Source organism: Chitinophaga sp. (genome assembly GCF_017745275.1).
Taxonomy (GTDB): Bacteria; Bacteroidota; Bacteroidia; order Chitinophagales; family Chitinophagaceae; genus Chitinophaga.
Map to the genome: position 1 here is coordinate 62,526 of NZ_JAGHZS010000014.1, position 26,019 is coordinate 88,544.

Consider the following 26,019-nt stretch of genomic DNA (forward strand, 5'->3'; position numbering starts at 1 on the left):
ACAATATCAGGTTGTGAAATCCTTATCCGGGGCCTGTTTATCATTCGTTTGTCAGATAATTGCTTCTTTTCGATCCGCCATCCCGATCCGGAACGGTGATTAGATCCGGCCATCACTTTTTCCTTCTCCCGAAAAATTTCCAAAAAAAACTGATTTTTCCCTTGACTCTTACCTTACGTCATACCCTACATTTGTTGCGATAAGGTATAAATCCAAACGATGGACAATTATTCTGTAAAAAAGTTATCCCGTCTGGCAGGTGTGAGCGTGCGCACCTTGCACCTGTATGACAAGATGGACTTATTAAAACCTTCGGTCCGTACCAACGCGGGGTACCGGCTATATGGCGAAAAAGAACTGCTTCGTTTGCAACAGATCCTCTTCTACCGGGAACTGGACTTTCCACTGAAAGAGATCTGCATTATCCTCGACGACCCTGCATTTGACCTGATGCAGGCGCTCGAAGCACATAAAGCAGCGCTCCTGGCCAGGAAGGAAAGGATCAACACATTGATTGGTACCATTGAAAAAACATTGGTAACACTTAAAAACAACACTATGTTACACGCTGAAGATTTATACGAAGGCATCCCACAGGACAAAATAACGGCGCACCGAACAGCCGCCATCTCTCAGTGGGGTGATGCTACCATCGCATCCGTAGAAAATAATTTACGCGCACTGGGCAAAGACGAGATGGCCGCTATACAAACGGCCTTAAATAACCTTACCGCACAGTTGCTAGCATTGATGCCTGAAGGCCCTGACAACCCTGCAGTACAACAATGCATTGAACAACGTCAGGAACTGGTTGACCGGCTTATTGGTGGTAAACCCGAAGCAGGGAAACTGGATTACCTGAGAAAAATGGCGGAGTTACATACAGCCGGGAATGCAGCTATCGCACCGGATGGCCTGCCGGGTAGAGAAATCGCGGTTTTTATTAGTGAGGCAACGGGGTATTATTTGAGGAAGAAAGGATAAAATGAAAAAGCCGGCGAAATGCCGGCTTTTTCAGAATAATCAAATATCTCACATTAAAAAAGACATCAGTTATATAACCTTCTCGCATCCTATTTTATTTCACTGTTCTTTTCAGGATAACTATCTCCGCTATTCTATGCACATCATCAACATTTTCACCTACCTTGCCCGTTAATAACAGCTCAATATATTATATTTAATTTAACACGCACAGATATCTATTTCGTCATAACCCTTAATCATCTGGCATCCCATGAATCGCAAAATAAAAATGTTAAGCCTCGTACTGGGGCTCTGGGCAGCTTCCGCAAACGCACAGTCTAACGCGAAGGACTACCTCCACATTCCCGGACCTCTCCAGCTAAACAACAACAGCTATACCCTGGTATGGACCACACATCCCAGCAACAACTACTACAAACAGGAGTACCTTACGGCCAGTGATAACCTGGAAAAGTTTAAATCACTTGTCACCATTGACTTTCTGCAAGGCGATTTCCAGTCCAAAGACCTTGCAGGCGCGAAAATCGAAGAATTAAAGAAATTGAAGGCCACTAACCCGGTAGTCAATTACAATGTTTATGAAAAGAATGGTGAATACATCCTCGACTTCCTCATTAGTCAGAATACTGCAGACGGAAAACGTGTAGAAATTGTAGAAAGGAATGTATATCGTTATCATGCTGTCAACAGCAAGGGCGTAAAGGGCGTACTGCTTTTTGCCGGCAGCGAACGGGCCTATGGCGACGACGTAACACCTTTCTTAAAAAACCTGCCAAAAGAAAAAAGCAAACTTTTAAACGCAATAGCCAGCTATCAACTACCGAAAGTAACGATTAAATAAATTACAAGTCCGGTGCAAATGTGGAAAAAGCGCCGTGCGGGATGAACGATCTTTTAAATTCCACTACCTTTGATTTATATAAGATCATAAGGTTATGAAAGAAAAAATCATTCCCACCGAATCGCTACTGCAGCACTACAGGCGCACCGGCTATGACATTCCATCAGCACTCCTGCACGAATCAGGGAAAGCACACTTTAATGTACGCAAAGCGCTTACCACTACAGTAAAAACGCCTTTTAACCGGCGCGATTATTTCAAGATCTGCCTGGGTTACATTGATACAAAAGGTAGCGGTACGCTCCTGTATAATGAACAGGAAATGCCGCTGGATCAAAACTGTTTGATCTTTACCAATCCGTCGGTAGCTACTTCCATAGAAATAAACAGACCGTATGACCGCCTCTATTGCTTATTCAACGCTCCATTTATAGAAGGGAGCATTCCTCCGGATATACAGCGGGCATGTCCGCTGTTTAATGCATCCCTGATGCCTGTTGTCCTGCTTACAAAGAAAGAAACACAACGGATAAACACTTATTTCACACAAATGCAGGCGCTGCAGGAATCCGACTATCCTTTTAAATGGGATATGATACGCAACCTGCTCCAGCTACTCATTCACGAAGGGATCCGTTTACAGCAAAAATCAGAAACACCGGTTGCCATCGCTGCTGTAACCCGTGACCGGCTGGCGAATGAGTTCTTTACCTTACTGAACCAGCAATTCCCGGTAGATTCACCTGAATCTCCCCTGAAATTATTAACCCCTGCCTGGTTTGCCGATCAGCTACATGTGCATGTTAACCATTTAAACAGTGTAGTGAAAAAACATGCCAATAAAACGACCCGTGAAATTATTCATAACCGTGTGATCGCCGAAGCGAAAACCTTACTGCGCAATACCAATTGGAACATCTCTGAAATCGCCTATGCACTGGGTTTTGAATACCCTTCTCACTTTAATAAATATTTCAAACAATCTACTAATCAGTCTCCCCTGGAGTTCTGCCTGAACAAGAAACCGGCAGCACCACGAAAGTAACAGGCATCTTTGATTTGTATAATCATCTCTTTGAAACGTGTAATGTTGATAGCTACCAGGCTTCCTAATTTTACAGCGCTAATTTAAAGCAACAAGTATGAGAAGGATCAAAGCATCAACTACCCGTTGGAATACTATCATGTCATTATGCCTGATGCCGCTATCTGGTTTTGCGATGGACATCTTTATTCCCTCCCTGCCCGATATGGCGGTACAGTTACACGCCTCACCAGCCGCTATTCAACTCACTTTGTCTCTCTTTATCATCAGTTATGGTGTTTCACAACTGATCGTAGGTGGGCTGATCGACAGCTATGGCCGCTATATACCCAATTTGATATCCATACTGTTATTCAGCGTGTCCAGCTTTATTATTGCGTACTCCACCCATCTACAGGTGATCTACGCCATGCGGATATTACAGGGATTTAGTGTAGCAGTGATCGCCATCAGCAAGCGTGCCTTTTTTATAGACCTGTATAAAGGTGCAGCATTAAAAAAATACACCAGTATTTTCTCGGTCATCTGGGCTATAGGTCCCATTGTAGCACCTTTCCTTGGCGGATATTTTCAAACCACCTGGGGATGGTCTTCCAACTTCCTGTTCCTCGGCTACTTCGGGCTCATGTTCTTCATTATTGAACTGATTATTGGTGGAGAATCGATGAAAGCAGCGCAACCATTCAGCGTGTCATCAATAGCAAAAGCCTATAGCGGGATGATTAAAACACCTGATTTTACGTTTGGTGTAGTTGTACTCGGGTTAACATATGGAATGATACTGCTGTATAGTATGTGTAGTCCCTTTTTGATTGAGAAACAATTGCACTTCCCGCCCACTATAACAGGTTATTGTGCACTATTCTCCGGCATATCAGTAATGATTGGTGGTATGATATCAAGAATACTGGTAAATAATCCATTCCGCCCCAAAATGCTGCTGGCCAGTGTATCACAGTTGGTAGTAGCAGCCATTATGATACCATTGACAAGGTACTACCACAATTTATTTACGCTGCTTATATATGTTTTCCTGTTACACAGCACTGCCGGGTTCCTGTTCAATAACCTGATGTCGTATTGCCTGATTCGCTTTCCGCAATTTGCAGGCAAAGCAAGCGGCTTAACAGGTGGCGGATTTGCTGTCGTGACCGCCATATTGAGCTCATTAATAGTAAACACTATTTCCATCACCAACCAGGTGACACTGGGAATAGCTTATGGCTTTATAGCCCTAATCACATTCTTCTGCCTGGTAAAAACGAAATGGAAAGGGGCGGAAGAAAGCCATGAGGTAATTCCGATGCCATCAGTGTCTGTGGAAGTGTAAGGTGGCAGGAATCGAGCCCGTGTCCAAAGCTGACTTTCTCTACATGATGCAAAACACGGTGGCTGGCTATAAAAAATAAGATATCATCCTTCAATATGACATTCTCATCAGCAGTTCCATCATTGCGCCATTTGTGTTTTTCAATTGTACAATAGCCATAACAAAGGGGTTTATTGTAAAATTTGTTGTAAAGCTATTGTAAAAAAAGAGGGTAAATGTAGTGTATCCAAGTATATCTGAAATTCCTGTCATGCTGACCAAATAGCTTGCATTCCTGATTTCAAATAGAGTCTAATAGCAGATGTATTTCCTTCCTCAACTTTCAGGTCAACGGCTCTGGCGCCCCGATGATAAAAAACTGCAAATGCGTGTAAAAGCAGCGATGCGCCAATCCCTTCGTTGCGTCTGCGTGGGTGGACGACCAGGTCTTTTACAAATGCACTGGTCCAGCATTGCGCAATCCCAATAATACCTTTTGTATCCCGTGCCAAAAAGCAGAGAGAAGCATCGAATTCAGCATCAGATAACAGGCCTGACCACCAATCCGAAAATGGGGCTACCGAGCCGCCACCATTCTTATACCCCAGGGTAAGAAGATCGTGAACCTCTCTTGCTATATCCGGAATTAATTCCGTGAGGGAAACGTCTGCTGGCCAGGATGGAGGATCAAAAGGATGATCAAGCAACTTCTGCATACGGAATATTTGAGTACCTGGTTCAGACATTTGAGGTTCTTCTTTTGGAATTAAAAATCCCTGATTTTCCAAGGGTTAAAAGTACTCATTTTTGAGAATCCCTGGGTACCTGCAAAATGAGCGGCACTCACCTTACAAAAACAAAAAAGCCGCTATAATAGCGGCTTTAGCACTCTTTTCTTGTGGGCATGACGGTACATTTGTCCGAACAATTTTTGAAGGATCTTAAAAATTTAGCTGAATTACATCTTGATACTTAAGCCAAATCGAAGGAATAGAAATCATAATATGTGATTGGACAAGCAAATTTTCATATAAAAAAATAATATATATCATATGACCGTTTGTAGTCCCAGACCATCTTCCATGCTCACCTCCCTTCTAGTTATGCTTTTAAAAAGCCTGGGCGCAAATACACCAATTTGTTTTTTCATAATTCAACATCTGCTCAATTGTCGAAAAAAGTGTACCTATTCAGGTAAATGCTGGCACTTTCAAAAAAATAGAAAATGCGATACCCTAGTTGCAACCGGCACCAGTTTGACACACGAACTCCATTTCTGGTATTTATTTTTATATTCGGACAATGGCAAAAGGGAAATATTTAAAAACGGATCTGGAAAACAGAAACGATACCCCAGCAGAAAAAAATCGTTTGAGGGCAATATACGATGACCTGGTTGCACGGGGGAGCGCCGGCATCCCGCTTTCCGCTATTGAACAGGCCCATGTACAAGCAGGCTTGCGATTTCTTGGAGAACCTCTTGGGAAATATGCATTTGCAGAGGAAGGCCGCTTCAAAGAAATTTATCTAACATATTTCCATGACATAACCGGCGGCAGCCGATATGTCAAGACGGACGGGCGCGGGAATCTTAGAACTGTTCCACAGATGGAAAGGGATTCTGATCTACAATACCTGATCGACGAGGCAGAAAAATGGGAGAGGTTGATACAACCTGGTGGGCACACCGATCTATTACTCCAGGAAGCAACAAAAGAAGCAAAAGCGGACAGAAAAACTCTTGACAGGCTGGAAAATATCGCCAGCCGGCCAGGGCACTCCGGCACCTACTATTACAAGTATAAAGTATGGGGCCTGTATCTTCGCTCCCGCTGGATGTACCTGTTAGCAAAAGAGATATTGGAAAATACAGATCCAGGCGATTGTTTTTACCAATTCTGCGGCGAGACTATCGAGTTTACTGAATTTTCGCTAATGCACATTCTCAACAGACATTTCGCTGAAGTAACCAAGCAGTTCGTGTCAGGCAAAGATTATCACCCGGAAGATTTCAAACCGCGGATACTTACAGCTCAAATCAAAGCAATTGTTGATTCTATAGATAAAACGGGACTCTTTACCCCACAGGTACGGACCGAAATCAACCTAAAATTTGAGGGAACAGTATATCAACTATGGGCTACCATGCAAAATCGAAATATACCGGGAAGGGGGATTGTTCCTTATAAACGGCTGCAGTCGTTCTATCCAGTATCTGATCCCGCAGTACTAGCAAAACTGACTACAGGATTTAGAGAGGAAACTGTTTCAGCAGTATTATCGGTATTTGTTCCAATTTAAATTCTGGTCGGTTTGAAATAGCTTCATAAAAGGCTATAAAAAGACTAACCAGTGGTTTGAGAAAAACGGGGATATTATTATGCTTTGAAAGCATGTTTTAAATAGTCATAATAGCATACGATTTTTCTGTAATGGGTATTTTGGGCGTTTTTCTCGTTCAATTCAGAAAGTAGCCACTTTCTGAGTACCTCTAAATCAATTTTCTTGCGATCAAGCAGAGGGATGTAATATAAAATATGTAGAAAATCGGTTTGGGATTCGAGCAGCTCAGTTAAGGATTTGAACCTACGGTTAACCTGTGGTTTGTGATTCTGGTAAGAACCACTAGGCAGCAAGGATTTGGGCATGTCGTTCCGAAAAGCGATTTTATCCCTGGTGGCAACAACACCATCAGCGGTTAGCACCCCATTCTCATCAAAGTATCCAAGATCCGCTAAATATCGACACATTGGAATAAAGGGGGCCTTAGTATTGTTTTTCCTCGCCGGAACCAAATTTGGCAACACCTTTTCAACAATTGGCGTGCTCAAATATGCTGATTTTTCCGATAAAATGTCTTTGAAAATGTCGTAGAATTGAACTCCAACGTAGCCTTGTTCTCGAACAGCTTGGTCAGCTATGCCGACCCCCGCAACAAATTGTATATTTTCTTCATCTATGCCATCGACATCGCCAACATACATTTTGTTAGATGGACCATTTGTCTTCACTATTTGAACGACCGCATCTTTAAACTGGCGAAGTAATTTAACAGAATATTGCCTTTTAGCAGAGGCCAAAACCTCAAACAATTCCGAAAATGAATCGAGAGCAATTTTTTTGATTTGAAGGCTTTGGTTTCCTGGACGAAAAAGCGTACTGTCAGATAGCTCCGGGGTGAGTTTTGTCTTATCCCATTCTACAAAAATCAATCGGTCTTTCAGATTAGCAGCATTTTGACCATCCAGGCATTTTATAATGGCATCGAGTATTTCATTGATATTTTCGTCAGTTATGGAGTATCCCAAAAAAATAATTGGGTGCTCGACAAAAATAGTCAAGAGCTTTGCGGCGAGATAGGCATTCCGGTCGTTAAAATTTGTGTAATCCTCATGGGTTAGGACAATACTATCATAGTCACTAATACATCCATGGATTTTATAGATTTCCCCAATTGGCATAAACTCCGCAAAGAGCAACTGTCGCTGACCGATATAAGGCTTAAAATCAGGGAACATTTGTTCAAGAAAATCGTCGTAGTTGGTGGTGATAATTCCGTCTACCACTATCTTCTTAAACAAGTCGATTTCCGTTTGGAGTGCAACGTTTACCTTTGATTGAGTCTTTAAATACTCGCAAAGCTCATATTTAAATGGAGAATGCTTCCCCTTCATTTTCCCACCCAGCGCCTTTGTTCTTTTTGCAAATGCGGGGTTCTTCCACCAAATATCGAAAAAATCATTGGCCATGGCACTCGCAATCTGAGGGGCGTGTCCATTATATTGCGAAATATAATAGTTAAAGTCAGTTGCACCATGCATATTAGGGAAAAACCCTCGTAACAAATCCATCCATGTAGGAAGGTTGTAATATCGACGTGAAAGACCAGAACCCACAAAAATATAGGGGTTTGTCTTGAACTGACTCAAATGGGTTGCTAGGGATTGCTTGAAATCTGGCATAACATAAATATACTATAAAAAAATTATCATAAAAATCTGGCAAAGAACCCTAAGGGTTACGCCAGCAAGTCGCCTTGGCGAACTAAGCGGCGAAAAAAATGGGGAGTGGAATTTATTACTGGCTTTGGCGTTAATTGTTCTTCATCTGGCCATGTAAAGGTGAAGTGTGCTATCTGGCCTTCACAAATCTGTATATAAGGATAATTGATAGTGCTCTTTGCCTTCATAGGAGACAACATGAAGAATTGGTTCGTTTCAAAATCAATGGTCAGAATGAGTTTTGACAATTAAGCAGAAAAGAACCGGCAGTATAATTATTACATAAATTTACGACGTTTGAACGCTTTTACATCCTCAGCACTCAATTCGAACCATTCCCCATTTTTCCTTTTATCTTTAAATCTACTGTGCCAATAGGCTTCTATACCAACTGGATCATCTGTATTAATTGAATGAACCATTTCTATTGATTCGGGAAGTTGTATGGATAATTCATAGTGTCTTCGTCCTGTAGAATTTGACCTTCCTATTTTATAAAACTTACCGGATTTTATCAGATAGACTGCGCCAATAATTAAAACATCTTCGTTCTTCTTTTTTAACTTGTTCAGAGATTGAAATGAAGAACATATTTGGATTATGTCCGAATATTCATCCCTATTTGCACAAAACGTAAGGAGTTTTTTAATAAGCGTTTGCTTATTCCCTACTCGATTAAAAACAGTGTGAGCAGGGAAACTCTTGTCTTCACTTGATTTTATTCGTATTTCGCCAACTACCGGATAATGTCCCAATTCTCGAACTAATGATATTAGCTTTTCAATTACGTATTCGTCGGAGTATGCTTTCTTGAATTCGTTTGCAGCAAGGCCCGCGTCTTTAAGAGCATCTGACCACCTCACCCAATATTTTCCATACCAGTCTGACATTTGGATACCTGTCTCTTTGGAAAAGCGTTCTTTACCGAGAGCCTTTCCATTCACTGTTCCCACTCGCTTTATTTCCGATAGTATAAACTCTTTTGTGTATTGCATTGTCTTACAGGTATCTGTTTAAAATTAACCTAACTCTTTATTTCTATGCTACACCCAATAATTTTCTAATTCATCCTCCAGTTGCTCTAATATCTTGGAAATATCATTTTGTATTCTTTTTTGACGCTGCTTGAGATGTTTCAACTGCTGTTTTATACCCTTCTGGACTTGGTCTCCCCCATCTTTCTTTCTGAAATGTTCAAGTTAACCAGTTGCACCTACTAACAAGTAGGCTGCCAAATAAGCCGCCTTGGCACTTGAGTGCTGTGCATCCACCTTATTATACCTCTTCTTTGTCAGAGACGAAATGGTTAAACTGGACGCCCCTTGACCCCTATCCCGATAGTAAAAATTTGTCCCATTCTCAATACTGAATTTAAAACCGCATTGTTTTCTGCGCTGCCTTTACGAAAGCATCAAGAGTCGAGTCATCAACTTTCAGTAGTGGTGGCATCGCGTGTATTAAGTTCGGGGATTTCAAGTGGAACAGTTTTGCCAATCTAGTAGCCATCGTCTTAAATAACGCAATGTCGTATTTGGGTGCATGTAGGGACAATACCTCTTCAGCTTCGTCAAATACATAAGAAGCCGGAAGGCCTAGTTTCACAAGGTGGCTATTCTGGGAGGTGAAGTTTATGGTTGAATTGGTTTGAAGTTTGACAGTTAATGTGCCTGACATATCCTGCAAGGCAGGACTTCTCATGATAGTTGCGATCACCGCTAGGCAATTGGCAAGTTCATAGTACAGGTTTCTGACAATACTTGAACTAGATCTTGTCACCATTTCGAGCGTTAAACTTTTGTTCTTTGCACTGATCGCATGGATGTCTTGGTAGCCAGAAACGTTTGGTTGCGATAGATCACCGATGAACAAAAATTCCTTGTGTGTTGCCGATTTTCGAAAAGCAAGGTTCAATGCCGGCAGAAAACTCATTACCAAAGGACCGATTGTCGTCTGCAGCTCTTCTATTACCGATTCAATATCGAACAACTTATCCTCCGGGGCGAAAGTGGCTTGAAAGCGATAAAAATTGGATAATCCAACGTTCATAATTTCCGTACCGTCCTCGATCAAATTTTTACTGAGCTTACTTTCGCTTTGTTCGTCCGCCCGAGCCTCTATACTATCTATGGAAAAGGGGTTTATTTGCTTTGGCTGTAACTTCTGTTTTGACGTCGCGACATTGCTGAACTCAATTTCTGGAACATCGTCGAGTTTATGCCGAAGTCGATCAACGGCTCCGCTCTTCTTTAGGTCTAGTATTTCTCTATCCCGAATCTGGGCAGGAACTACGTCATCACTATAGCCATCAAAAGAAACGAAAATATACTTTTTGGGATGCCTTTCAATATCCGACAGGATGTATTGTAACTCTGTCCCAACTCCGCCCTCATATCTTTCGGCACGTCCCTTATACCTCTTTGTTAAAATCACGACAACTTTATCCACCTCTCCAAGCGTCTTGTACATCATCGTTTTAAAGTTGGTCGCAGTTTCATTTTGACTCAAGAGTCTGTCAACAACAGCCTCGTACCCCAGAGTTCTTAGGTGATCCGTAAACGAAACAACAGTTTCATTTTTACGCTCGTCATCTTCCCAGGCGTAGGTTACAAATACCTTAATAGGTGCCCCGGCGCCTTCGGCCGGCGAACCCTTTGATTGATCATTCATAGTAGATCGTTTAGTCTCTTGTGAATTGGCTTTGGGCCTTTCTATGGTAGCTTGCAGAAACTTCTTAAAATGTTCTATACTAAGAAATTCAGAAAAACGCTCCCGATCTGCGGGGTGCCACTGGTAGATTGATTCGAGCCAGTTATTGAACGCTGTTCCCTTTTTTACCATCTGTACCGCTAAAGACTCAATGCCTTCCGGCGTCGGCACCAAGCCCTCGTCAATGGCGGCAGCATAAAGTTCATTGAAGCTGGTAAATTTTCTTTCTGTTTTTTTAAACGGGAATTCCGTTTGCTTGGCAAGCACGTCGATCGGGATGCCGGTCTCAAATGAAGTGTTGGTCAGGGATTCATAGTACCGGAATAGCTTGTGCGTATCAACATCAGCTTTGCAAATCTCTTTTTCGGGTGTAGCCTCTGGGTATGCCAAAAACGCGCTACAAATTTCCTTCAGCGTGCGATCTGCATCCTCATCCAGGTTGTCGACAGGATAGCCGCCGTGCCATTTTAGGATGAATCCCATCAAAACGTGTTTTTGAAGGTCAGAAAATGGTAGGCGCTTAAGCTGATTCATCACCACTGGCGTATCAGCACGCATTTTATTTACAAATTCATTTTGCTCCCGTAAAAGATTGAGAAACTCCAAGGCCTCGAATGCGCGGGAGCCAGGTCCATTTGTAAAATGCTCGATTGTTTCCAATACCAATCGTTGGTTGGGTATGTTCTTGGGATCGGTGTAAAAGGTCAGTTCATGAGAAGCTGAATATCTCGGATTTGGTTCCATGTTGTTAGGTGGTAGGTTTTGCTGACGTTCTGAAAACAAACTTTTTTTTACTTCGTCCAGCATTGCCCTGTATTCAGGGGTATATTCTAACCTCCCCAAATGGTCGGTTTCAAAGCTCTCCATTTTACTAGAAAACACATCAAAATTGCCATCCCCAAGGTGTTTGGTGACGATATTTGTATGTAACCAAACCAATATGTGGTGAAGATGGGATTGGTAGCCAGTCAATTTGATATCACCCCTGGAAAAGACCAGGTCATCATCTTCTATGGCAAGGTCGCCCTCCCCTGGAGCATTCCCCCCTTCAAGGAGGTAGCTTATGTCTTTATAGAGAATCTCATCAAAGTACTTGTTGGCGGCGCGAAGGGGTTCTAGTACCCTTTCAATAAATTCGTCGAGTGCAAGTAGCTCCGTATTACGGATCTCCTGGATAATGTCAATATAGTCTTTACGTTTAAGCATAACCTCAGCTTCGCCGCGAATATAATATTTACAGTGAAAGTCAAGCATTCAAATTGCGTTACAGGCTGATCTCAACTCCTGGGTGGGCTGTCCTAAAGTACTCGCAAAGTTTGTCGTGTAAGGGCAGAAAGAATTTTTCCCCTGAAGGTTCATTATTTGCGAGCCAATTGGCAAGTGTATTATTAATCACCTCGAAAAGTTCAGGCTCTAACGTTGACAGGCACTTCAAATCAATGGACGGGTCAATACACTCGCTAAAATACGATTGAAGAAGCTGCAGGTGGATTATGGCATCTATGTAGTGTGCCACGAATTCCGGGGAGTTTTTAACTTCCAATAAATATAGTTCCTCAATGGTTTGTCGCACTTCATCCAATTGTAGTTCTATAGGGCGTTGAAAGAAATCCCTCTTCTCGAATCCAAGGTCTTCGAATTTTGTAACCATGAAATGGTGTTCCAGGTTGTTGTAACAGCCATCCAGGTATTCGGGTGAAAGTTGGATCGGGTAGCCGTATAGCTGACATGTTACTGCGAGAGGAACCCGAAAACCATCTAAATCCAACCTGGCGTGGAGCAATTCGTGGGCAAGAGCCGAAGGGTTTGGGATTTCACTATTGGCAGTAATTTCAAATTCGGGAATTATTTGACCTAAATCATTCCTATGCCACCAAGCCTCCCAAGTTGCTAGATTCGGGTCGATGTCAAATATAATCTTAACGTCTTCAGCTTCAATGGAGGCTTTCAGCACCTTCGTGCTTTCAGTAAGATTTGCTTCAATTTTCATAGAAAGGGTTTGAGGTTCGTTAGCAATCATACAAATCACTGTTATACTTCCATTAAGGTAAGTAAATTCTGAAAAATGTTGAAGACCGCTCTCTGGCATTTTTAATGGACGTCATGCCCTGTCACTATTGGTCGCTTGCAAATATTGTTAAAAATTTATCATTATTAAAGCCGCACCTGCATGAGCAGCAAAGTGACTGTGAAAAAAGACGATGTGATAAAATGCCTTCCCAATATACCCAATTGGCATGGCGCAAGTGCAGATACAAAATTCGTTTAGATCGCAATTACAAGTCGATAAAAGGGTGAAACCGCTTGGTTGGAGCCTGTTCCTTCGCTTTTAAGAAAAAAATCCAGCGACACAAATTCTATATTTTATTAATGCAAAGATTGCGAATTTCGGGTACTTTCAATTATCCACCCCATAGCAGGATCTGGAGGCTTTTCTCGTTTACCTCATTATAATTGCAAGTGCTATTTTATTATATAAAAATGATATTTTCGTCATGCCCGGCGCCGCCATTTTAGCATATAAAATACACAATACTGGAAAATTTCAGGAAAGTCTGCGACGGAGGGTGTTTTACTAACTTGATCATACACTTTAATAATCATGACTCTTGATATAAAAGATATTCATAATAACATATTCGACTATCTTCTCAATGTACGCAGAAACGACCCTTCTTTCTATTTTAGCCTGCGGCGGAGTAACAGGGAAGGGCGGCTGGAAAACGGTTACTGGTTTCATGGCAATGATCATTATGTCGCAGTCTCTTTCTGGAGCGGTAATGATTGGAAAAATCGTACACCTAATATCATTTTTGTTGCATTAACTACAGGTAAAACATATCTTGAAGTCAACGTTACTGACTCCTCAGTTAAGCGTCGATTTGCCGAAGATGAACTTGTCCCCCGACTGAACCTTCAACAAATAGGCAAAGCATACAGAAAAGAGTATTACTGGGACGAGTATATGCCATCGATCATGGAATTTGTCCATAATGATAAAACAACGATTGATAATATTATAAACGACCATCAATCATATTTTGGTGAGCAGGCGCCAGAGGATCGTATTGGATTTATTGACGGTAGTGATTTCGAGAAAACGCTTCGGAATACTCTGAATTATCGCGAACTTGACGAAGCAATACATGGGCCATTGGAAAACAGATCATTACATGCAATAGCTATAAAGAACTTTGGCCCTATTAAAGAAGTGAGCTTAAATGGAATACCATTTGATAATCAGTGGATATTTTTAACAGGAGAGAATGGAACTGGTAAAACCACCTTACTACGTGCCATCGCAATTTTAGTAGAAAATACACCTTTTCCGAAGAACGCCTCAGCCGGCGATTCACCTACAATCATTGAAGGCTCATTTTTTGATAACACTAGGCGTATATTTGAAGCACACCGAACATCCGAACATCGGATCGTCAACCATAATCTACTTGTACAGGGGTTTGCTGCATATGGTACGTCCAGGTTGACCCGGGGCCAAGGTCCCAATATCAGGGTCGAAACAAATGTAAAACAACGTCTTTCTCCCTATTACAATTTAACCAATTCAGACGGGCTATTATTTGATCTTCTCGAAAAATATACAGAATGGGAACGGAAAAAGATTCATCACATACTCTCTGAAAGATTTGATAACATTAGAGAAGTAATGCACGATTTGATACCCAATTTATCGCGAATAAAATTCGAGCTGGATACACGTCCCCGCAGGACACTTTATATAGAAGAGGATACCTATGGAAATGAGTATGAAGGTGTACCATACTATCAACTGGCATCAGGAATCCGCAGTATGGTTGCTATGTTTGGTGACATGATGTGCCGCTTGTTCGATGCCCAGCCAGAAAAAACTGATCCTTCTGAATTGACAGGAGTGGTTTTGATCGATGAAATAGATCTTCATCTTCATCCTAAGTTGCAGAAGATACTGGTCGAGCAATTATCAAAGACATTTCATAAAATCCAGTTTATCGCAACTACACATAGCCCGATACCTTTACTTGGGGCCTCTATACGAAGTAAGTTCTTTAAGGTTAAACGAACCGCAGAAGAAGCCGTTGAAATCGTCGATCTTTCAGAAATCAAAGTATTCGAAATGCTTCCAACTGCAATTCTGACCTCCGATCTTTTTGACATGAATGGGATTTTCATTCGTGAAGCAGTAAATCCAGAGGACATAAGAACTGAAGAGACCTTTAGCGAAATTAAAAGGAATGATACGCTCAAAGCAGAATTGGAAATCATCGCTAACAGACTAAAAGGAAAGGATGAGAGCAATCACTAAAGATCTTAATGCTGTACCACCAGCATTATTGAGTGCAGATTGTATGCAACACCTGAACGAAATCATAGCAAACCCTGGAACAGTTAAAATAAATAGCAAATTCTATAAAGGAACGGTCAAACTTCCAGATGGTACCGAAGTTAACACAGTATGGGTAGCACTCAAAGAGCTCTATCTTAACAAGTGTGCCTATTGTGAGGCCTTATGTCATCACCCGGATGTAGAACATTTTAGGCCCAAAGGGACACTTTTCGCGCACCCAAGAAATACGTTTGGTTATTATTGGCTGGCATTTGAATGGACAAACCTTGTTCCAGCCTGCCATGAATGCAATAAAGTGTTTCGAAAAGGTAACAAGTTTCCTATTCAGGGTACCAGGGTGACCAACTATCCTAGTACGGGGGTACCAGCTACACTCGACCACCCCCGGAATAGATTTGATTCGCCCTACTTAATGCATGAAGGCCCACTGTATGTGCATCCTGAATATTGTGCCGATCCGTTTACCCACTTTGATTTTTTAAGGACCGGAGCAATTGTCGGACTAACTTCTGAAGGCAGAAGGACGATTGAAGATTTGCAACTTGACCGGGATGATCTCAATGGCTGGCGACGACAAATTTATGAAACGTATCTGGATAGCTTCCGTGATTTGTTATTTCGTTATCGGCGCCAGGGAAGTACTAAAAACTCCGATTGGTTTATGGAAGAAATATACCACCTGGTGTTTAAAATAATTTTTGACGGGTTGGACGAAAAAAAAGATTACACTCTTTTTCGAAAAAGTCTATATCGGAAAATCGATTATTTCTTTATAGATGCCTTTGACCCTATATTTCATAATGATTTGCGCACTGCAATCGAAGCTGCTATTCATCAAATTATTTAACCATAAATTCTTTACCCTGAAGGCACTATTGTTGAATCCTTGGCTTGCTACGAGGTGAAACTTCGGCCATCTGGCTTGCTGGCTTACTGGCTCTCCAGGCGCGTCGCCTAAGATAGATGCTCATCTATTCTCTGCAATAGCTCTATGAAGGCTTTTCTACAAAACTTCAATCGCCACCAGTGGATGAAATTATTTAACTCCTACAAGAAAAGCAAAGTCAATCACCCACAGCTACTTCTCTTCACAAAATGGGACTGATTTAGCAGGAACACTGTCGAGGCGTATGCAACAATTCATGCACTCGAAGCATTGTGCATACAGCCAATTACTATAGAACAGCCATTAGATATAACGGTTCCTGAAAATCAAATGACTCTGGCTTTTTATCTCACCATTCCGAAAGTAGAAAATGTACGCCGTAGTTTAAATATTAAACAAGGAATAAGCAGAGCCAAGAAAGAAGGTCGTTGTCCTGGGATTGCCCTGATTGGTTATGTGAATAAAACTACGGAAACAGGTTTGAAATATATCGCAGACAGATTTCTTCTATAATATACTCTGGTATGTTTTTCTTCTACCAGTTACTCAAGACGATGCCTTACTCCTGCTATTTTATTATCCACATAGGCGGTCCCCTATGCTCCTGCAGGGAGATAACGAGATCAGAATTATTGTCAATCAGGTATGCCAGTTGCATTCTCTTTAATGTAGCCTCCATTTGTTGCATGTTGTTGAAGGTGAGACGCACCATCAGGAGAGGCTGACGGCTAGAAAATAACTGGCATACAAATTATCGGGGGATGGCGGAAAAATCTGGCAGGTCTTGGTAGTGGTAAAAGATATTTTTCAGGTTTGGGTTGTGACCGCCTTTTCCTATAGTATAGAGATTTGGGCAATATTGATGTATTGCTTATATTTATAAAAACATCCCTTTTCCTTAAAATTTTTATCGCCCCATGAATCTCAATCTTGCCATTGGAGTATTGGTACTATTTATTTATGGTTTTATTCCTACCGCCAATGCTCAGGTTCCCAAACCTCGCTATCAGCATATTTTCCAGGATGTCCTTTATCAATTACGCTTAGGTGCAGCTACTATGATATTGCAAGCAGACGAATCTGCCACTGGTATTGCGGATATGGATTCGGTGGATGGTAAGTACCGCATCTTATTTCGTCCATCTTACTTTGACCTCTATCCTGACGTTATATTTATCGGCGCATTATGTCATGAATTAGGCCATGTATTTTATCACCATATAGGGCCAACTACTTTGGAGAAGGAAATGGCAGCAGATATATATTGCGGAGAACAAATGCGCAAGCTTTCTTTTCAGCGTGTAGAAGATGCCTATGAATTTTTAGTCACTGTTAATGAAGGTACAGAACAATATTCCCCAAAGGAGGAACGAAAAAAATACATAAGCCAAGGATGGCAAAATGCCTGTCCACAATCCCCGGTGGCTTTCTATACGGCCTATAATCCGGTGGTACAATGGGAATCCTCCGGTGATACTTTGGTAGTGAAGTTGGATGACAGGATTATAAAAGGTGACTCGCTTTTTACCTATAAATTCGGGATTTTTTATGACAGTAGTAATTTTGCGACCTACCAGCTAGATAAGTTTTCGCGTAAAAATGGTAGTAAAGGTGCCGGGAGAATGGTAAACAATAAGACTACACTGGTTTACAGAAAAATCGGTCGCCATTCCTTTATACTTTATGAGCGTGGCGAGGAACTACCCATATCCCCCTGTTATTCAGACTTAAATGGATATTATGTGACTGATGGTGACCTAAAGGTTACTTGTTATGATGATAAGACAAAGCAAAACGTAACCTACCTATTGCGCAACTATGCCATAGCTGCTAAAGATTTCTTATTCCCTGTTTATAAAAAATAAATCTCATGAAAAAAGTTACACTTCTATTTTTACTGTTCTCATTTATTTTTGCTGATTGTAAAGCACGTATTGATGTGGAGTCCCACCAAAAGATCTTGGATATTATGTCTGCTGCGAGAAATTCTGCCGCTACCGTCCAACGGGAGGCCCACAAAGCGAAATGGCCGGATTCCGTAAAAACTGAGATAGCACTGCTTTATTTTGATGTCAAGGAGGCCGCCAATCACCTGGCCGATGATTACAACAACATGATACTGCTCAATACGACTGGAAAAAGTAAGGAACAATTACAGGCATTATTAACTACATTACAGGATGCCAATAATAAGATGGTGGTATATTTCAGAGCCAACTATAAGCATTATGGCAGTGCTTCCAGTGTCGGCGTCACCACGGAGATAATCGACCTTGTTTTTAGCGGTCTTACCAAGCTATGGGATTGGGTAGCCAAAATTAAAAAGGATAAAAAGGAAGCATATATCAAAATGGTGAATGATCAACGGATCACCGCAGACTTTGACGGCACCACTGCCGAAGCTTCTAAAAGTCCGAAGGCTGCAGATCCCGGTGGCAGTATACAAGGTAGTAAAGCAAAGGATACTGCAACACAGCAAAAGGCAGATACGGCAGATAAAGCAAAAAAAACAAGGGGTAATTAGCTTTATAATAAAAATATGGCCGTTCGTAAAGGCCAGTGGTAGCATCCATTGGCATTCTCTTTGAAATACTAAATCTATTAATTGCGTTTTTATTAGGAACATCTTCCACAGCAAGTATGGCAGCAATGTTGATTTTGCCGGATATATTGACAAGTTTTATACCCATGAGGTATTTCAATTCGATATACGTTCTTTGATTGCACCGATCGTTTTTGACGTCGCTTCAGAATTTCAAATAGGAAATAAGGAATTAAAAAGAAAACTCACCGAAGCTAACGACCAGTTACTACATTATCTGGCACGAGCCTTATTTAATAGAAATCTGATTAATCTGCGTTCCTTTCTAAAATTCTATCAACAAAGGGAGCAAATCCAATTTCGCGTAGTCGAAGTAAACGGGACACTATTGGATCCTACACATCATACCGTATTATGGCAATTAGTATTACTAAAACAAATCTTAGGGGACCGGACAACACTAATAAAGGCAATATCGGGGCTTAGCCTGGGTGATCTTATAGACGATCGTTTCGACACGAAAAAAGTCACTGGCCAGCTGTTATACTGCCTCACATTCACTGATCATCATTTCTCCAAACGCGAAGCCCTAACCTATAACCTGGATGAAAATACTACTTTCCTCTTTGATACTCCAAGCCAAGGCTTTCGAGTAGATAAGCTCGCATATCTGAGTGCGGATCCGAGTGGAGCTGACAAGGGAGATCCTATTTATGAAAAGATTGCGTATCATAAGCACATTATACCATTACTTAATAAATTGGTAATCTGGATGAGCGATATAAATCTGTTATGATATAACACTATACATATATGCCTTTACCGTCGCATTTAGATTACCAATTTCCCCTTGAAGGGAAAGGGTATCAACTATGCAGTCTGCCAAATTCTGGATATTCCCCAGCAATTATTTGCTTCGCGATAGTGTACGGTATATCCGGGTGACCCAGCTGAGGCAGAAAAGTGTTTCTTTTTTATGTAAATACTTCCACATTATTATTCCCTGGATACCAGGTACCCATCAATTTCTCGAATAAAAAGTGAAGTTGAGTTTTCTATTATGCTACCAGGTGCTCCTGTTTATAAAACCAAATTCAGCTTATCAAATAGGACCTTATTGCGTTGTTTAGCATCTTTGATAACCTTTTCGAAAGGTAGCACTTCGACATACGCACGATAATCATCAGTATCGTAAAAACGGAAAGAACCCATTCCATCCGGAGTTGGTTTAAATATCTCCTCTTTGAGGATATGTTGTAAAGTATTTGTTATATCAGCAACGATATAGCAGTAAAAAGGTGTATGTTGGCGAACCTCTATAGTTCTACCATTTCGTTTAATTTTGCCATCGATGATTTCTCGGATATAACGTCGCACTTGGAAAACAGGATCTTTTTGGGGATCTCCATATACGTAATCATTTCTGCCGGGTTTCTTAAATTCTACAATGGTAAATGATTCAAAGGGCGTCTTATTCTCAGCATACAAAGCCGCATTATGATATACTTCATCCTTTCTTATAATAAGATCCATTCGATCTGCGGAGTTAGACTGCAGATCGTCGATTTGCTTGAACAGTTTATCTGATGCCAACAAGGAATTGAAAGTTAGCCGCTCATCTAGTAACCAAAGGTTCTGTTTATCAGCGGTTACAGTTCGCCCCGTCTCCCGAATAGGGAAAAATAGGCTATGAATGATGTCTTCGTCTGTGAACTTGTTTTTCTCGTTCCATTGTATTAGGTCTTCTAGTAAGTCGATCACCGATCTCCTGTGAACGATATAACGTGCTAACTCAGATTGCCCTATTTCATTGAACTCTGCTACAAATTTCTCATAGAGTTTTTTGTATTGTTCCAATGATGTAATATCTTTTTTCTTACTGATGATCTCCAATCCTGATCGCTTCACTTTTGCCTTCCAATCAGATTCAATCTCATACAAGGCGATGTCCAATTCTTGAGTATTCAGACCTGCAGGTAACTTTTCTACGGCCTCTCGATTATAATTGATAACAGTTGTATAATTTGGAAGCTCTTTCCTGATAATCGGCAAATAGCCCTCCATTTTCTCTTTCCTCACCTTTGTCAAAAATTCTTTAAGCAACTCCTCAATCGTTTCTACTGCCTTGGTTCTAATTTTAGCCAACGATATTTCTCCTATATCTATCCCATCCTCATTATCCTCCAGGATAAAGTTAAATCCAGTTCGCTCTTCGTTCACGCTATTACTTAAAAAATCACTTACAACAAATGCCTGGAAATAATAAGACTCTCTCACATTTGCGTCAACAACAGGAGTTCTAAGATCAACAATTATTCGAGAAAGCCCTTCATCTCTAACGCTCCGCTCATTACCGCAATAATGGATTTTATGACTTTTCGCCTTCCGGCTTTTGGAAATAAAAATATCAAAAGGGGTTTCCTGAACGTAAAAAGCTTGAGACATGATTTCATTAGAGAACTCATCGTTGAAAAGTGTGGCCAGGTCAATCCGCTGTGAATTTTGGTTCCTTATTACGATTCTAGGTTGTTTTTGTTGAATAAAGTACAGCTGAAAATGTGCCACAATCTCCCGAGCAATTTCGTCTAGCGATAAAGGCACATGTTTCTGAAAATCGTCTTCGTATCTAAATAGTGTTATAATCGTTCCTGATGTATCGAACGACGTTTCTACCTCCTCCTTATGATTTTCAAACCCTTCTTTGGTTTTTTTATATTCAAAACTTCTGTACTTAAGTTCTCCATTCTCCCTATATGCGCTTTCTACTAACAATTTATTAAAAGCCTTTAAACACACCAGCCTTCCCACTCCCTTGCCTCCTATTCTTGCTTTATATTCGCTATCAACCTCTTTAAATGAACTAAAGTTCTCCCTATTCAAACCAATGCCATTATCTCGAACCCTAAAAGAATGAATAGGGTAATTATTGATGTTATCAAGGCTAGCTAGTGTACTGTTGTCTCCATTGCGAAGCACGGTAATATTTATGGTCCCTTCGAACTGGTCATTCACCTTATCCAATCGCTCCTCGATCGCGTGAATTGCATTACTGATAACTTCAAATAATGGAAGCAGTGGCTTGGTTTTGGGCAAATGAATCTTATTGACCCTATTCTTTAAATTTGTTAAGCTTTTTTCCATACTAACAATTGGGGAATATTGTTTTCAATGTACCAAGAAATTCAATATTTTACTTAACTTTTTTCATGATGCCAATTGGAGTAAAAAACGTATAATATACCTCTTATTAGATATGGCCTTGAATTTGCGAATTATTTTCTAACGACTCGGGCCAACCTCCCTCCGGCTAAACTCTATGGGAAGTTATGGCGACCAGATTCCATCACTTCATATTTTTTACAATTCTATTCATAAATAATTTGCACTCTGCTCTTGTGGATTTCCCACCTTTCTTCGCCTATTTAAATTTTTTTTCAGATGAGCAATTCTATCAAATTCGCAGACCTCTATATCCGGGTCAGTACCGAAGAACAAGCAAACAAAGGCTTCTCACAACGCTACCAAGAAGAAGTACTAAGAAGATACTGCGAAGCAAATAGTATTCATGTGAAATCTGTTATTTATGAAGATTTCTCTGCAAAAACCTTCAATCGTCCCCAATGGATGATATTATTTAACTCCTACAAGAAAACCAAAGTCAATCGCCCAAAATTGCTTCTCTTCACAAAGTGGGACCGATTTAGCAGGAATACGGCCGAAGCATATGAAACAATTCGGACACTCCAAGTATGGGGCATACAACCAATTGCCGTAGAACAGCCGTTAGACATCACTGTTCCGGAGAATCAAATGACTTTGGCATTTTATCTCACCATTCCAGAAGTTGAAAATGCGCGCCGCAGTTTAAATATTAAACAAGGAATAAGAAGAGCTAAAAAAGAAGGCCGCTGCCCTGGACTTGCTCCGATTGGTTACGTAAATAAGACTACAGAAGCAGGTGTGAAATATATCGCACCGGTAGAACCTTATGCGAGTATTATGAGAACTGCTTTCGAGCAGATTGCCTCAAAGACACATAACATTGCACAGGCATATATACATGCTATTGAAAATGGATTTCCGAATAGTAAAAGCTGTTTTTGGAGGGCAATTCGCAATCCTTTGTACTGTAGCAAAGTATTTATACCTGCAACGACCTATGAAGGTGAACAGTATATTCAAGCTATACATAAACCTATTGTATCAGAATCTCTTTTTTTCAAAGTCCAACAGACAATAAACAAAAAAAGACAGAAGCTAACTAAACGATCCGGTATTGAACATCTCTTTCCCTTAAGGGGATTCCTAATTTGTAAAAATTGTGGAAGAGTATTGACAGGCAGTAGATCTATTGGTCGATGCAAAAAATGCTATTATTATTATCACTGCCACTCCCATTGCAAATGTCATCTAAGAACCGAAAAAATACACCAGCTTTTTATTGAGGAATTGAAATCCTTTAAACTCTCCGAATGTTACTTTCCAGTTTGCCACAAAATATTGAAACGAATATTAACTGAAGCTTCAGAGCTAAAAGTCAAAACTACTCATCAATTGAATAACAGGGTCATTGAACTCAATAATAAAATAAACAAGGCGCGCGAATTACTTTTACAAGGCGACATCGACGGCACCGACTTCAAGAAGATTAAGACAGATTGTGAGGTACAGATAACTATCCTGTCTGAGAAGCTTAATACGATGTATCTTGCCTCAAGACAGCTTTCAAAAGATGTGAACACCTGCTTATCGTTATTTTCCAAACTATACCAGGTATACGAAGAAGAAGACATTTATGCTAAACGAAAATTGATGGAGCTCATCTTCACAGAATATCTCATATCTGACGGTACATGCTTTCATACTACAACTGTAACTAACGCCATAAAAATCTTGTATAACAAAGAAATCGCTTTTACTGGCGGTTTTCCTTTTAGTCACTCCATAAAAAAGATGAGAAAAAGCGAATGGGATACACAAATAATCAACCAGGAAGATTGCGATAATCTGAAAAATATAGCGCTATTTCAAGAACAGAAACTCACGGCAAAGGAAGCCAAAGAAGCTGTTTCATTTATCACAACATTATCAACAATTATAACAGAACACTTAATTAAATAAATGACAGTTTTTCACAGCTACGAAATTTTCTAGTGAAAACATCCCGAATATTTATAGATATAAAAATTAATGACTTAAACATTAAGAGTCCTGATATAAGTGTTCGAATCCCGTCACCTTTGGCTAAATAATTGGAAAATTCCGATAAATCAAGGAAGAAAAATCAGGAAAGTATCAGCTTTTTTAGCCTGCAAATAAATGTATAGGGAAAAAGCAGGATGTTCAAATTCACTATAACAGATTGGGAATAAATAACCTATCCATAAAAATAAAAACAGCAACCACACCTGTGATTGCTGTCAATTTTCTTCCCAGATAACAAAAAACTGGGATATTTTGATGTGGAGATGGCGGGAATCGAACCCGCGTCCAAACATATTCGCCGAAAGCTTTCTACATGCTTATTTACGCATTGCTTTGTCGGGACCTGGCAGGGGCGTAACGAACCAACCCTATCCGTATCCGTTGTAGCTTCAGCATTCACTCACAGAAACCATGAATGCCTATCCCTATGGGTTTATGATTCAGCGGCGGGAGTCGCATAAGGCGACAACTCCAGGCGGCTATAATGGGTGTCTAATCTCTGATTAGGCAGCCATGGCGTAGTTAGATTCGCCAATTATAGTTTGAATATTCAGATTATCGTGCTAATTATCCAACGCACGGCATGCTTACACTTTCAAAGATCTATGCTGTCAAAACCAGGCATCCCCGGTATACTAGCCCACAAAGATACATTTTTTTTCTCCTGTGTCAAAACAAAAAAAATTGCAGCCGGAAAATATCCGGCTGCAATTTTCTTTATTACAATAACTTATCTACCGATCTCAGGAAAACCACTTGCTGACACTTCTCCAGATATCCAGCCCGTTTGCAAAAAGGAGCAAACTAAACAGCAACACCATACCTACTATCTGGGCATATTCCAGGAATTTCTCGCTGGGTTTACGGCCGGTAATGATCTCGTACAACAGGAAGAGTACGTGTCCACCGTCCAATGCCGGAATAGGCAGGATGTTCATAAATGCCAGGATAATGGACAGGAAAGCCGTCAGCTGCCAGAAGGAAACCCAATCCCAGGCCGGAGGGAACAAGTTGGCGATACTGCCAAATCCTCCCAGGGATTCCGATACTTTTACTTCTTTGGAAACAAAGATCAAACGGAATTGCCTGATATAATCTACCAGCTTATCCACTCCTTTCTGATAACCTGCCGGGAATGATTCCAGGAAGGTGAAATGTTTGGTGCTGTAATTAAAAGGAATTTTCGCAAACACGCCTAACTCGCCTTTTGCAGTTAATGTTGCTGCCAAATTCACCGTATCGTTACCGCGAAGTACAGTAATGAGCACATTTTCATTCTTATGCTTACGTAGTTCTTTGACAAAGTCACTGTAAAAAGGAGTAGCAACGCCGTTCATCGCTATCAACTGATCTCCTCTCTGTATTTGCGCTTTCGCTTTAGACGCCGGGCCACCAGGCAGCAGGCTGTCTGCCACAAATGGGAAACGCGGCGCTGCAAAAGGCGCTTTCTGCTTCAGCAAAGCCCGGATAAAACCAGCAGGTACAGGAACATCCACTTCTTTCCCATCCCTGGTCACCTGGATACTTTTAGCTTCATGTAAAATCACTTCGCTGGGAATAGACTCAAAGGACTTTACGGGGCGGTGATCAATGGCAATGATATTGTCGCCATCTTTAATACCGATGCTATGTGCCAGTGAATCTGCTTCTATTCCGTATTTCACTTCGCTTACCGGCAAATAGCTTTCACCATAGTGCCATAACAGCATCGCATATATGAAGAACGCTAACAGAATATTTACAGTCACGCCGCCAATCATAATAATTAATCGCTGCCAGGCTGGTTTGGCGCGGAATTCCCAGGGTTGTGGCGGTTTGGCCATCTGCTCCTTGTCCATGCTTTCATCGATCATACCGGATATTTTTACATATCCGCCTAACGGTAACCAACCTACGCCGTATTCGGTTTCTCCCTTCTTAATCTTAAAAAGAGAGAACCATGGATCAAAGAACAAATAGAATTTTTCTACCCTGGTTTTAAATAGTTTGGCGGGGATAAAGTGGCCCAACTCATGTAACACCACCAAAATAGAAAGTGACAGTATTAACTGCCCTGCTTTCACCAATATTTCCTCTGTAGTCATTTAGTTGTTTCTGCTTTAATCTGCCCAATATATTAGTTTTAATACATATTCAGGCAAAACTCTTTGTT

Annotated in this window: 18 protein-coding genes and 1 other RNA gene; 11 read left to right on the plus strand and 8 right to left on the minus strand. The window is 40.9% G+C overall.

The features are described from left to right. The first annotated feature begins 219 nt into the window (after positions 1-219). The 4 genes from J7623_RS31360 (at position 220) to J7623_RS31375 (ending at position 4,203) form a co-directional block, all read left to right on the plus strand. Positions 220-984 carry a MerR family transcriptional regulator gene (locus J7623_RS31360; protein ID WP_291929248.1) on the plus strand — a complete coding sequence of 255 codons (765 nt, stop codon included), beginning with the start codon at positions 220-222 and terminating at the stop codon, positions 982-984. A 253-nt stretch (positions 985-1,237) separates the two neighbouring features. Continuing rightward, positions 1,238-1,828, plus strand: coding sequence for a hypothetical protein (locus tag J7623_RS31365; protein WP_291929252.1), 591 nt, complete (start codon positions 1,238-1,240; stop codon positions 1,826-1,828). Between the two features lie 94 nt (positions 1,829-1,922). Further along, positions 1,923-2,873: a helix-turn-helix transcriptional regulator gene (locus J7623_RS31370; RefSeq protein WP_291929254.1), complete on the plus strand. Its 951-nt coding sequence runs from the start codon at positions 1,923-1,925 to the stop codon at positions 2,871-2,873. Positions 2,874-2,970: 97 nt separating this feature from the next. Beyond that, positions 2,971-4,203, plus strand: coding sequence for an MFS transporter (locus J7623_RS31375; RefSeq protein ID WP_291929256.1), 1,233 nt, complete (start codon positions 2,971-2,973; stop codon positions 4,201-4,203). A gap of 248 nt (positions 4,204-4,451) precedes the next feature. Here J7623_RS31375 and J7623_RS31380 read toward each other — a convergent pair whose 3' ends face one another. Then, positions 4,452-4,970 (minus strand): GNAT family N-acetyltransferase, encoded by a 519-nt coding sequence (locus tag J7623_RS31380; RefSeq protein WP_291929261.1) that lies wholly within the window; start codon positions 4,968-4,970, stop codon positions 4,452-4,454. Between the two features lie 514 nt (positions 4,971-5,484). Between J7623_RS31380 and J7623_RS31385 the strand changes: the two genes are divergently transcribed. Continuing rightward, positions 5,485-6,483 (plus strand): hypothetical protein, encoded by a 999-nt coding sequence (locus J7623_RS31385; RefSeq protein WP_291929264.1) that lies wholly within the window; start codon positions 5,485-5,487, stop codon positions 6,481-6,483. A gap of 77 nt (positions 6,484-6,560) precedes the next feature. Here the strand turns inward: J7623_RS31385 and J7623_RS31390 are convergent, their stop codons facing one another. From J7623_RS31390 to J7623_RS31405, 4 genes are all read right to left on the minus strand, one after another. Further along, complete coding sequence (locus J7623_RS31390; RefSeq protein WP_291929267.1) at positions 6,561-8,144, minus strand: SIR2 family protein; 1,584 nt, start codon at positions 8,142-8,144, stop codon at positions 6,561-6,563. 317 nt (positions 8,145-8,461) lie between these two features. Next, positions 8,462-9,178 (minus strand): GIY-YIG nuclease family protein, encoded by a 717-nt coding sequence (locus J7623_RS31395; RefSeq protein WP_291929270.1) that lies wholly within the window; start codon positions 9,176-9,178, stop codon positions 8,462-8,464. Positions 9,179-9,554: 376 nt separating this feature from the next. Continuing rightward, on the minus strand, positions 9,555-12,095 hold the full coding sequence (locus J7623_RS31400) for a toll/interleukin-1 receptor domain-containing protein (protein WP_291929272.1): 2,541 nt from the start codon (positions 12,093-12,095) through the stop codon (positions 9,555-9,557). Positions 12,096-12,153: 58 nt separating this feature from the next. Further along, a complete protein-coding gene (locus tag J7623_RS31405) occupies positions 12,154-12,879 on the minus strand; it encodes a hypothetical protein (protein WP_291929275.1) in 726 nt (241 codons plus the stop codon). 612 nt (positions 12,880-13,491) lie between these two features. Here J7623_RS31405 and J7623_RS31410 point away from each other — a divergent pair. The 5 genes from J7623_RS31410 (at position 13,492) to J7623_RS31430 (ending at position 19,458) form a co-directional block, all read left to right on the plus strand. Then, the gene (locus J7623_RS31410; RefSeq protein ID WP_291929278.1) at positions 13,492-15,192 is read left to right on the plus strand and encodes an AAA family ATPase; all 1,701 of its coding nucleotides are present in this window, start codon (positions 13,492-13,494) and stop codon (positions 15,190-15,192) included. Then, on the plus strand, positions 15,176-16,081 hold the full coding sequence (locus J7623_RS31415) for a hypothetical protein (RefSeq protein WP_291929281.1): 906 nt from the start codon (positions 15,176-15,178) through the stop codon (positions 16,079-16,081). The genes J7623_RS31410 and J7623_RS31415 overlap by 17 nt, the downstream gene beginning before the upstream one ends. A gap of 956 nt (positions 16,082-17,037) precedes the next feature. Continuing rightward, positions 17,038-17,985: a hypothetical protein gene (locus tag J7623_RS31420; RefSeq protein ID WP_291929284.1), complete on the plus strand. Its 948-nt coding sequence runs from the start codon at positions 17,038-17,040 to the stop codon at positions 17,983-17,985. Positions 17,986-18,089: 104 nt separating this feature from the next. After that, positions 18,090-18,644 (plus strand): hypothetical protein, encoded by a 555-nt coding sequence (locus J7623_RS31425; protein WP_291929287.1) that lies wholly within the window; start codon positions 18,090-18,092, stop codon positions 18,642-18,644. A gap of 193 nt (positions 18,645-18,837) precedes the next feature. Further along, positions 18,838-19,458, plus strand: a complete 621-nt coding sequence (locus J7623_RS31430) for a hypothetical protein (protein WP_291929290.1) — start codon at positions 18,838-18,840, stop codon at positions 19,456-19,458. 284 nt (positions 19,459-19,742) lie between these two features. On the opposite strand, the gene J7623_RS31435 is transcribed toward J7623_RS31430, so the two are convergent. Further along, positions 19,743-21,803: an ATP-binding protein gene (locus J7623_RS31435; RefSeq protein WP_291929295.1), complete on the minus strand. Its 2,061-nt coding sequence runs from the start codon at positions 21,801-21,803 to the stop codon at positions 19,743-19,745. A 297-nt stretch (positions 21,804-22,100) separates the two neighbouring features. On the opposite strand from J7623_RS31435, the gene J7623_RS31440 reads away from it, so the two are divergent. Then, on the plus strand, positions 22,101-23,783 hold the full coding sequence (locus J7623_RS31440; RefSeq protein ID WP_291929297.1) for a recombinase family protein: 1,683 nt from the start codon (positions 22,101-22,103) through the stop codon (positions 23,781-23,783). 339 nt (positions 23,784-24,122) lie between these two features. Here the strand turns inward: J7623_RS31440 and ssrA are convergent. Together ssrA and rseP are read right to left on the minus strand one after the other, a co-directional pair. Next, positions 24,123-24,496, minus strand: a transfer-messenger RNA (tmRNA) gene (gene ssrA / locus J7623_RS31445). A 114-nt stretch (positions 24,497-24,610) separates the two neighbouring features. Beyond that, positions 24,611-25,951 (minus strand): RIP metalloprotease RseP, encoded by a 1,341-nt coding sequence (gene rseP, locus J7623_RS31450; protein WP_291929300.1) that lies wholly within the window; start codon positions 25,949-25,951, stop codon positions 24,611-24,613. Between the last annotated feature and the right edge of the window lie 68 nt (positions 25,952-26,019).

Bases quoted from the DNA above. Each gene is read 5' to 3' on its own strand.
- J7623_RS31390 (WP_291929267.1), bottom strand. From the start codon at position 8,144: ATGCCAGATTTCAAGCAATCCCTAGCAACCCATTTGAGTCAGTTCAAG.
- J7623_RS31370 (WP_291929254.1), top strand. From the start codon at position 1,923: ATGAAAGAAAAAATCATTCCCACCGAATCGCTACTGCAGCACTACAGG.
- J7623_RS31375 (WP_291929256.1), top strand. From the start codon at position 2,971: ATGAGAAGGATCAAAGCATCAACTACCCGTTGGAATACTATCATGTCA.
- J7623_RS31435 (WP_291929295.1), bottom strand. From the start codon at position 21,803: ATGGAAAAAAGCTTAACAAATTTAAAGAATAGGGTCAATAAGATTCAT.
- rseP (WP_291929300.1), bottom strand. From the start codon at position 25,951: ATGACTACAGAGGAAATATTGGTGAAAGCAGGGCAGTTAATACTGTCA.
- J7623_RS31400 (WP_291929272.1), bottom strand. From the start codon at position 12,095: ATGCTTAAACGTAAAGACTATATTGACATTATCCAGGAGATCCGTAAT.
- J7623_RS31410 (WP_291929278.1), top strand. From the start codon at position 13,492: ATGACTCTTGATATAAAAGATATTCATAATAACATATTCGACTATCTT.
- J7623_RS31425 (WP_291929287.1), top strand. From the start codon at position 18,090: ATGTCTGCTGCGAGAAATTCTGCCGCTACCGTCCAACGGGAGGCCCAC.
- J7623_RS31385 (WP_291929264.1), top strand. From the start codon at position 5,485: ATGGCAAAAGGGAAATATTTAAAAACGGATCTGGAAAACAGAAACGAT.
- J7623_RS31360 (WP_291929248.1), top strand. From the start codon at position 220: ATGGACAATTATTCTGTAAAAAAGTTATCCCGTCTGGCAGGTGTGAGC.
- J7623_RS31440 (WP_291929297.1), top strand. From the start codon at position 22,101: ATGAGCAATTCTATCAAATTCGCAGACCTCTATATCCGGGTCAGTACC.
- J7623_RS31420 (WP_291929284.1), top strand. From the start codon at position 17,038: ATGAATCTCAATCTTGCCATTGGAGTATTGGTACTATTTATTTATGGT.
- J7623_RS31365 (WP_291929252.1), top strand. From the start codon at position 1,238: ATGAATCGCAAAATAAAAATGTTAAGCCTCGTACTGGGGCTCTGGGCA.
- J7623_RS31395 (WP_291929270.1), bottom strand. From the start codon at position 9,178: ATGCAATACACAAAAGAGTTTATACTATCGGAAATAAAGCGAGTGGGA.
- J7623_RS31405 (WP_291929275.1), bottom strand. From the start codon at position 12,879: ATGAAAATTGAAGCAAATCTTACTGAAAGCACGAAGGTGCTGAAAGCC.
- J7623_RS31415 (WP_291929281.1), top strand. From the start codon at position 15,176: ATGAGAGCAATCACTAAAGATCTTAATGCTGTACCACCAGCATTATTG.